4 protein-coding genes are annotated in these 8,317 nt (G+C 65.1%); 3 read left to right on the top strand and 1 reads right to left on the bottom strand.

What is annotated here, in order from left to right; translation table 11 throughout:
- Window positions 1-6 precede the first annotated feature (6 nt).
- Window positions 7-1,281: a phosphoribosylamine--glycine ligase gene (gene purD, locus KIH79_RS10375; RefSeq protein WP_219059299.1), complete on the top strand. Its 1,275-nt coding sequence runs from the start codon at window positions 7-9 to the stop codon at window positions 1,279-1,281.
- A 183-nt stretch (window positions 1,282-1,464) separates the two neighbouring features.
- Here purD and KIH79_RS10380 read toward each other — a convergent pair whose 3' ends face one another.
- Window positions 1,465-3,657, bottom strand: coding sequence for an LTA synthase family protein (locus tag KIH79_RS10380; RefSeq protein ID WP_219059300.1), 2,193 nt, complete (start codon window positions 3,655-3,657; stop codon window positions 1,465-1,467).
- 233 nt (window positions 3,658-3,890) lie between these two features.
- On the opposite strand from KIH79_RS10380, the gene KIH79_RS10385 reads away from it, so the two are divergent.
- Together KIH79_RS10385 and KIH79_RS10390 are read left to right on the top strand one after the other, a co-directional pair.
- On the top strand, window positions 3,891-5,285 hold the full coding sequence (locus KIH79_RS10385; protein WP_236023801.1) for an alpha/beta hydrolase: 1,395 nt from the start codon (window positions 3,891-3,893) through the stop codon (window positions 5,283-5,285).
- Window positions 5,282-8,062: a bifunctional lysylphosphatidylglycerol flippase/synthetase MprF gene (locus KIH79_RS10390; protein ID WP_219059301.1), complete on the top strand. Its 2,781-nt coding sequence runs from the start codon at window positions 5,282-5,284 to the stop codon at window positions 8,060-8,062. Before KIH79_RS10385 ends, KIH79_RS10390 begins: the two co-directional genes overlap by 4 nt.
- Window positions 8,063-8,317: the final 255 nt, after the last annotated feature.

The raw sequence follows: 8,317 nt of genomic DNA on the forward strand, positions 1-8,317 counted from the left end.
TTGACAATGGGACAGAAGGTTCTGGTCATCGGTTCCGGCGCCCGCGAGCACGCGATCGCGTCCGCGCTGCTGCGCGGCGGTTCCGTCAGCGAAGTCGCCGTGGCCCCCGGCAACCCGGGCATGGCGCTCGACGAGGGCATCCGCGTCGTCTCGCTCGGCTCCTCCAATCAGGCCGCGCTCATCGACTTCGTGAAGGACAACGGCTACGACTGGGTGTTCGTCGGCCCGGAGGTCCCGCTCATCGAGGGCATCGTCGACGCGTTCGCCAAGGCCGGCATCAAGGCGTTCGGCCCGTCCAAGGCCGCCGCGCAGATCGAAGGCTCCAAGGACTTCGCCAAGCGGCTCATGGCCCGTCACAACATCCCGACCGCCAAGTACGAGACGTTCGACGAGCTCGAACCGGCCGTCGCGTACGTGCACGAGCACGGCGCGCCGATCGTCGTCAAGGCCGACGGTCTGGCCGCCGGCAAGGGCGTGACCGTCGCGATGGACGAGGAGACGGCCGTCAAGGCGCTCGACGACATCTTCGTCGACCACCGTTTCGGCAACGCGGGCGCGAAGGTCGTCATCGAGGACTTCCTCGAAGGCCAGGAGTTCTCGCTCATGAGCTTCGTGAACGGCACCGAGTTCTGGCCGATGCCGATCTCGCAGGATCACAAGCGCGCGTACGACAACGACGAGGGCCCGAACACGGGCGGCATGGGCGCGTACAGCCCGGTCCCGCAGATCCCGCAGTCCGTGGTCGACACCGCGATCGAGACGATCGTGCGTCCGACCGTCGAGGCGATGGCCGCCGAAGGCACGCCGTTCACCGGCATCCTGTACGCGGGCCTGATCGCCACCGCCGACGGCCCGAAGGTCATCGAGTTCAACGCGCGCTTCGGCGACCCGGAAACCGAGGTCGTGCTGCCGCGCCTCACGTCCGATCTGGGCGCGGGCATCAACGCGATCCTTAACGGCGAAACCCCGACGTTCGAGTGGAAGCAGGACGGCGCGACGCTCGGCGTGGTGCTCGCCTCCAAGGGCTATCCGACGCACGTGATCAAGGGCGCCCCGATTCCCGAGATCACCGTCGACGCCGACTCGCACGTCTACTATGCGGGCGTTGCCTCCGACGCGACCCACGGCCTCGTCGCCAACTCCGGACGCGTGCTGTTCGTCGAAACCTCCGCAGAGTCCATCAAGGCCGCGCAGGACAAGGTCTACGCGATCCTCGACAACCTCGACACCACCGGCATGTTCTATCGCCACGATATCGGCGCCAAAGCGCTGAACGCGTGATGATGGAGCGTTAGCTGCGTTGCGGAACACTCGACGTACCTTCGTACGCCTTCGTGTTCCGCGCCTTGCTACCGCACGCATCATCACACGTTCAGTCAGGATGTGACACATTCGATGTGGCGATATGAAGAGAGGCTCCCCGCGGGGAGCCTCTCTTCATATCGCCTTAGCATCGGAATCGCGCTACGGCAGGTCCATGAAGCCGGAGTCCTTGAGGTAGTTCTTGCCGGCGGTGATGTCGTACTGGATGAGCTTGTAGTCGGCGAGCAGCTGCTTTGTCTCGTCGTCGAAGTCGCTTTCCGCCATCGGGTTGCCGTCGGCGTCCAGATAGATGTTCTGGCCTTCCGGAATGCGGTCCCAGCCCTGAATGGTGTTCACCACGGGCGGTTCCATCGCGGAGATCTTCGCGTGCATCTCCGTCAGGAACGCGAGATACGGCGACACCTTCGCGTCCATGTGCTCGGCCGCCTGCGCGACGAAGAAGTTCGGCGACGAATATGCCGCATTGTCGATCTTCTCCCCCTGCGACGAGCTGGCCTCGTTCGACCAGATGAAATAGTCGGTCAGATGCAATGCGAGCGAATTGTTCGTGTCCGCACTGGCCGTCTCGTAGATGCCGGGCAGATGGTCGCCGTAGAAGACGACCGTGACCGGCTTGTCGAGCTTGTCGAGTTCCTCAAGGAACGCCGCAGTCGCCTCATCGGTCAGGCTTGCACCCTTCTGGTACGTTTCGATCGACTTCGTCTCGTCCTTTTCGAGCGGCTGCGACGGGTCGGTCGATTCGGCGGTGAAGTCGTTGTCCTTGTACCAGTCGTTGTACGGCATGTGGTTCTGCATCGTGATGATCTGGATGAACTGGTTGTCGTCCGTCTTCGCGATCTCCTCGAGCGCGCTCTTGTACGTCGCCTCGTCGGACACGTACGGCGATTCGTCGATCTTGTCCTGGTATTTGATGATGTCGTTGCCTTCGCCGTCGCCGGTGAGCGTGTAGAAGTGCGAGAAGCCGAACTTCACGTAGTTCGTGGCGCGCGAGTACATGGACGACTCGTACGGGTGGAACGCCTCGGAGAACTTGGCCGCACCCCACATCTGGTTGATGGTCGGCACCCAGTGTTCGCTCGGCACGAGCTGCTGGTACGGGCTGGACAGAGACGAGTCGAAGTTGGCCATGCTCATGCCGGTCAGGCCCATGTATTCAAGGTTCGCGGTGCCGCCGCCGTAGCCGGACGAGAGCATCAGGCCGGACGTGGTGCCGCTTTTGATCTTGCGGATGTTCGGCATGGAGTCCTTGTTGACCTTGAGTCCGGGCACGCGCGACGGGTCGGAGAACGATTCGCTGAGCACGTAGATGACGGTCGAATCGGTCATGTTCGCGGAGCGCAATTCGTTGATCGTCGTCGCTTCCTTCGCGTACTTGGCGGCGAGTTTCTTCATCGTCGCCTCGCTGTAGTTCGCGGGCTTTTCCATGATGCGCGGGTTGAGCTGTCGCGTGAACGAGACGAGCGGGCCGTTGCGCTGCGCGTCGTATACGGAATCCCACATGCTCGGCTTGTCGCCCATCACCGTGGCGAACGTTTTCGCCCACGATCCGACGGTGCTCACCTGCATCGAATACAGCGTGAAGAACATGCCGGGCAGCAGGATCAGCAGCAGTCGCACGGTCACGTTCAGGCCGACGTTGTCGAAGCGCAGCAGCCGGCCGGAGCGTCCGTCCATGCGGTACAGCAGGAAGCAGACGATGAGCACGCCGACGAACACGGCGCACGCGCCGATGATCGTCCAATGCGCTCCCGGCGGCATGAAGCTCAGCAGGTTGCTTTTGTCGGCCTTGAGGAAGTTCAGATCGCTGGGCAGCACGGCCTCGTAGCGGATCTGCACCTTGAAATGCTCGATCACGGCCACGATGATCGCCGCCGCCAGGAACACCGGCGTGGCGATCCAGAACCGGTTGGTGAGCATGAGCAGGATCAGGTAGATCAGGCCGAGCAGAAGCGCGTTGAGGACGAGCACGAAGTTGCCGTCCGTCCACATTTTCGTCACGAATCCCCAGCCGACGGTTGGGCTGGACAGTTTGACGCGCGTGCTTTTCAGTGACACGCCCCACTGCAGCGTGGCCACGGCCGCGAGGTCGAACAGGATAAAGAGGAACGCGTACAGCCAGCCGGGGAACGGCCTGCCGCTGAATCGTTTGAACCAGCGCCGGCCGCGGCGTTCGTCCGTGTCCTCCTTGCGCGCGATGTCAAGGATCTCGATGTCGTCGTCGGCCGCCGTCGCGTTCGCTGACGTCGCGCCGACAGTACCGGCCACCGACGCAGCGTGCGGAGCCTGCGCGGCCTGCGACGCGGACTGTGATCGGGCCGTGTCCCGAGTCGTCATATCATGTGTTGTTTCTTCGCTCATAACCTGCACTTCACGTTTGGTTCACTGGGCATAATGGTCACCATTGTCCGCGTCGTTCCTGACAACGGCCGCACCTCGCCCCATATATTCACGATTGCTTCTCGCTTGCCACCATACCGGATTGAGCTGGGAGGGAAATCATTCCCGCGGCGGATGCACCCCGCCGGATACGGCTCCTATGATGCCGCGTTTGGTAGCGATAAGGGAGGATGCTCATGCAAGTGTGGTCGTCGTGGCTGCAGTCGCTGATGCGCGTGCGCATCGTGTCCGGTCCGTTTCATGACGGCGTGCTGTTGGCGGCCGCGATCGGATTGCTGGCGCTGGCGGCGTGGCAGCTGGTCCGTGCCGATCGCGTGCGTCTGCTGTGGCAGCTGTTGGCCGGCGTTGTGACCGGAGCGGCCGGATTGTTGGCCGCGTGGCTGATTTCCGACGTGATCATGGTGTTCGGCGTATCGCTCGGCTGGGCGGTGATCGGCTGGGCCGCGGCCGGGTTCGCCGCGTTGGGATTCGTGACCGCCACGGCCGTGCAGGCTCGCGCGTTGCGTCGCGTCATCGCAATCGTCATGATTCCGGTCATGCTGGTCGCCGCGGCCGTGCAGGTCGATACGGTGTACGGCGAATATCAGACGATCGGATCGCTGGTCGGCTGGTCGCCGTACCAGTCCGTCAGCCAGGCCGGCATCGCACGCCCGACGATGACGGTCGATCAGTGGCAGCGGCTCGCAGCCGACGGCAACTTGCCGAACATGCCGTCGACGGGCCGTCTATTCTCCGAACGCATCGCCAACACGGCATCCAAGTTCCGCGCACGTCCGGCCATGGTCTGGCTGCCGCCGGCAGCGCTGAGCGACACGCCGCCGAAACTGCCGGTGCTCATCCTGCTCGCCGGACAGCCGGGCAGTCCAGGCCGCGCCATGCAGGCCAGCGGCATAACCACGCTGCTCAACGCCTACGCCACAACGCATGACGGCCTCGCGCCGATCGTCGTCTCGCCCGACCAGAACGGCGGCGACACGTTCAACAGCCTGTGCGCGGACACGACGAAGTTCGGCAAGGCAGAAACGTACCTGACCAAAGACGTGCCGAACTGGATCGCCGCGAACCTGCCGGCCGACAGCACGGGCGCGCAATGGGCCATTTCCGGCTTTTCGCAGGGCGGCACCTGTTCGACGCAGCTTGCGCCGCGCCACGCGGACCTGTTCGGTGCGATGATCGCGGTGGACGGCGAGATCGCACCCACATCCGGCAGCGTGGACAACATGGTCGCCTCGTATTTCGGCGGCGACCGGAAAGCCTATGAGGAGCAGGTGCCGGTGAACGCGCTCGCCGCGCACGCGCCGTCCGATCAGGCGGCCGTGTTGGCGGCCGGCGAGAACGACACCGTGTCCGTTGACAACGTGAAGACGATCGGTGCCGCCGCGCGCAAGGCCGGCTGGGATGTGACCGAACTGGAAGTGCCCGGCACCGGACACGACTGGCATGCGGTGCACGCCGTGCTGGAGGCCGCGCTGCCGTGGTGGTGCGCGCGCGTCGGCCTGGGCAGCTCCAGCACAACGACGAATAAGACGTGGAAGGATTACGACAAATTGGAGGTGCTGCAATGAGCGTTGCGAACAACGCCGCAGAGGGTAAGACAAACAACGCCGCAGAAAGTGCCACGACAGCAGACTCGCCAAGTGCCGCAACGCACGGCAACGGCGACGGCCACGGCACACGCAACACCACAGTCGTACGGTCCGCTGCGGCCGGCCATCAAGGCGGCAACGGACACAAACCCGCACGTCGCAACGCGTCATCGAACGCCGCCCAAGCGTGGGCGCCGCTGGCAGGTGACGTACGAGGCTGGATCGGCGCGCACCCGTTCGCAGTGGGCTTCGTCGCCGCGTTTGTCGTACTGAACGTCGTGGCGTGGATCGTTGCGGCTCTCGCAGGGCAATCGTTCCCGTTGCGCGGCTTGGGCACGTCGCTGGACGAATTCAGCCTGCCGAAGCTGCTGGTCTCACTGTTCCTCGCCCGCGGCGTGCTGCAGCTGGTCATGGACGCGATACTGCTGCTGGTCATGGTTTCGACCGCCGAACCGTTGCTGGGCCGTGGCCGTCTGGCCGTAATCGGCGCCGCGTCGACGCTGATCGGCACGATCGTCGGCCTGTTCCTGTGTGCGGGCCTCGCCGCGCTGCTGCAGGGCACCGCGATCGTCGGCCGCGTCCGATTCACGCTCAGCCCGCTCACGCTGGGCGTCGGCGTGCTCATTGCGGCGAGCGCGTTCAGCCGTCCGTTGTGGCGGCGTCGCATCCGGCTGATCGGCTATGCGGCGATCGCGGCCGGACTGCTGTTCCGCGGCAATCCGGGCGACTACTGCCTGCTCGTCGCCGCGCTCACCGGACATGTACTCGGCGACCTGCTGGCCCGCCGTGCGGCCAGGACCACGGTCGGAAGCGCGTCCGCCCGCGCCGCGCAGCATCATGCCGATCCGCTGCACTGGCAGATGGGCACGTCGTTCGAAGCGCGGCGCATGTTCGCCGCGGCCGCGCTGATTCTGGCGCTCGGCCCGATGCTGACGATCACGTCGCCCACGCATGTCGGCCCGCTGAGTTCGCTCGGCCTGATGCTCAGCCCGGTCGATCCGGACGACGCGAAGCTGGCCGCCTGCCTGTCGGGTGCGTCGCACGCCGACTGCTTCTTCCAGTTTGATCTGCTGCGCACGTCGATGCCGGGCGCGATCGCGCGTTCGCTGCTGCCGACCGCGGTGATGGCGATCATGGCGTGGGGCCTGTATCGTGGCCGTCGTCTGGCCGCGTGGGCGACGGCGGCGTATTCCGCGTTCGTCGCACTGCTGGCCGTGGCCTATTACTTTGTGGTGCCGCTCGCGTTCGCCGGGGACGGATTCCGTACTTTGGTGTGGCATGGCGCGGTGGTCGCGTGCGCGGCGAACGCGCTGCTGCCCGCGCTGTTCGCCGTGGCGACGGTCGTGTCGCTCGGCCATTTTCCTATCCGCACCGACGTTCGGCTGATGCGTCGCGGCTGCGCGGCGATCGTTGCGTCGTTCGTGGCGTGCGCGGCCATATATCTCGGGTTTGGCCTGCTGCGTCTGCATGATTTCCGTCCGGCCGCCACGATCGGCGATCTGATGGCCGAGCTGCCGGGCCGGTTCATTCCGATCGGTTTCCTGAGCCGCACGAAACTGCGGTTCATGCCGTTAACGCCGGTCGCGTCGGCCGTCTATCAGGGCGTGGGACTCGTGTTCTGGCTGGTGGTATTGGTCGTGTGCGTGCGGTGGATGCGCGACATTCTCGTGACGGACGATCATGCGCGCGCCGACGCCGGCCGTCTGGTTGAACGCGACGGCGAGTCGATGAGCTTCATGACCACGTGGGAGGGCAACCGGTACTGGACGTCGCCGACCGGTCGTTCGGCGGTCGCGTACCGGGTGATCGGCGGCATTGCGCTCACCTGCACCGGACCGTTCGGCGATCGCGGCGAATGGATGACCGACCTGCGCGAGTTCGCGCGGTTCTGCGCCGCGCACTCGTGGTCGCCCGCGTTCTACGCGGTGCATCGTGCGCAACGCGACGCGCTTGTGGCGAGCGGCTGGTATGCGCTGGAGGTCGGCGGCGAAATGGTCGTCGATCCGCGCACGTGGAAGACCACCGGCAAGAAATGGCAGGACATCCGCACGGCGATCAACAAGGCGAAGCGCGACGGCATCACCGACGTGCTCACCACGTTCGCCAACGCGGACGCGGACGTGCGCGAACAGATTGAGGAGATTTCCGAACAGTGGGCCGGCGAGAAGGCCCTGCCGGAAATGAAGTTCACGCTCGGCGGCGTGGAGGAGCTGCGCGACCCGCGTGTGCGCATCCTGTACGCGGTCGACGCGGACGGGCTCGTGCTCGGCGTGACCAGCTGGCTGCCGACGTGGCGCGACGCGCGTATCGTCGGCTGGACGCTTGATTTCATGCGGCATCGCACCGACTCGCCGAACGGCATCATGGAGTTCCTGATCGCGCGCATGGCCGAACGCCTGCGCGACGAAGGGATTGCCGATCCGGCCTCGGCGGCCGAGTTCATGAGCCTGTCGGCCGCGCCGCTGGCCGGCATGAACCCGGACCGGGACAACGTCGACGCCAGCGGCCGCGCCGACACCGGCACGGCGATGCTCCAGCACGCGCTGCAGATCGTGGCCGACTGGATGGAGCCGGCGTACGGATTCCACTCGCTGTTCAACTTCAAGCGCAAGTTCCAACCGAGCGAGGAACCCGTGTACGTGTGCTATCCGGATCCGGCCGCCCTGCCGCAGCTGGGGCTCGCGGTCATGCGCGCCTACGTGCCGTCCGTCAGCGCCAGGCAGGCCCTCGCCATGCTGCGTACCCTCCAGCGGTAGCCGTCCGGTAGTCGGCTGGTTGCCAGCCGGTATCCAGCCGGCAGCCAGCCGACGTATTCGTGGGCATATCCGGTACGGCAACACATGATTGTGGGCATAGACCGACCACGTACTGGTCGATAATCGCCTGTCTAGTCTTAGCGGATAGTTGACGCATGTGTCGGGGCATGGTTGACGGTATGTCTTGGGGCATGGTTGACGGGTGTGTTGGGGCATGGTTTACATGTCGTCGCTTGTTGACTGGTGCATGGATAC

This window comes from Bifidobacterium miconis (assembly GCF_019331735.1).
Lineage (GTDB): Bacteria > Actinomycetota > Actinomycetes > Actinomycetales > Bifidobacteriaceae > Bifidobacterium > Bifidobacterium miconis.

Bases quoted from the DNA above. Each gene is read 5' to 3' on its own strand.
- purD (WP_219059299.1), top strand. From the start codon at position 7: ATGGGACAGAAGGTTCTGGTCATCGGTTCCGGCGCCCGCGAGCACGCG.
- KIH79_RS10385 (WP_236023801.1), top strand. From the start codon at position 3,891: ATGCTCATGCAAGTGTGGTCGTCGTGGCTGCAGTCGCTGATGCGCGTG.
- KIH79_RS10380 (WP_219059300.1), bottom strand. From the start codon at position 3,657: ATGACGACTCGGGACACGGCCCGATCACAGTCCGCGTCGCAGGCCGCG.
- KIH79_RS10390 (WP_219059301.1), top strand. From the start codon at position 5,282: ATGAGCGTTGCGAACAACGCCGCAGAGGGTAAGACAAACAACGCCGCA.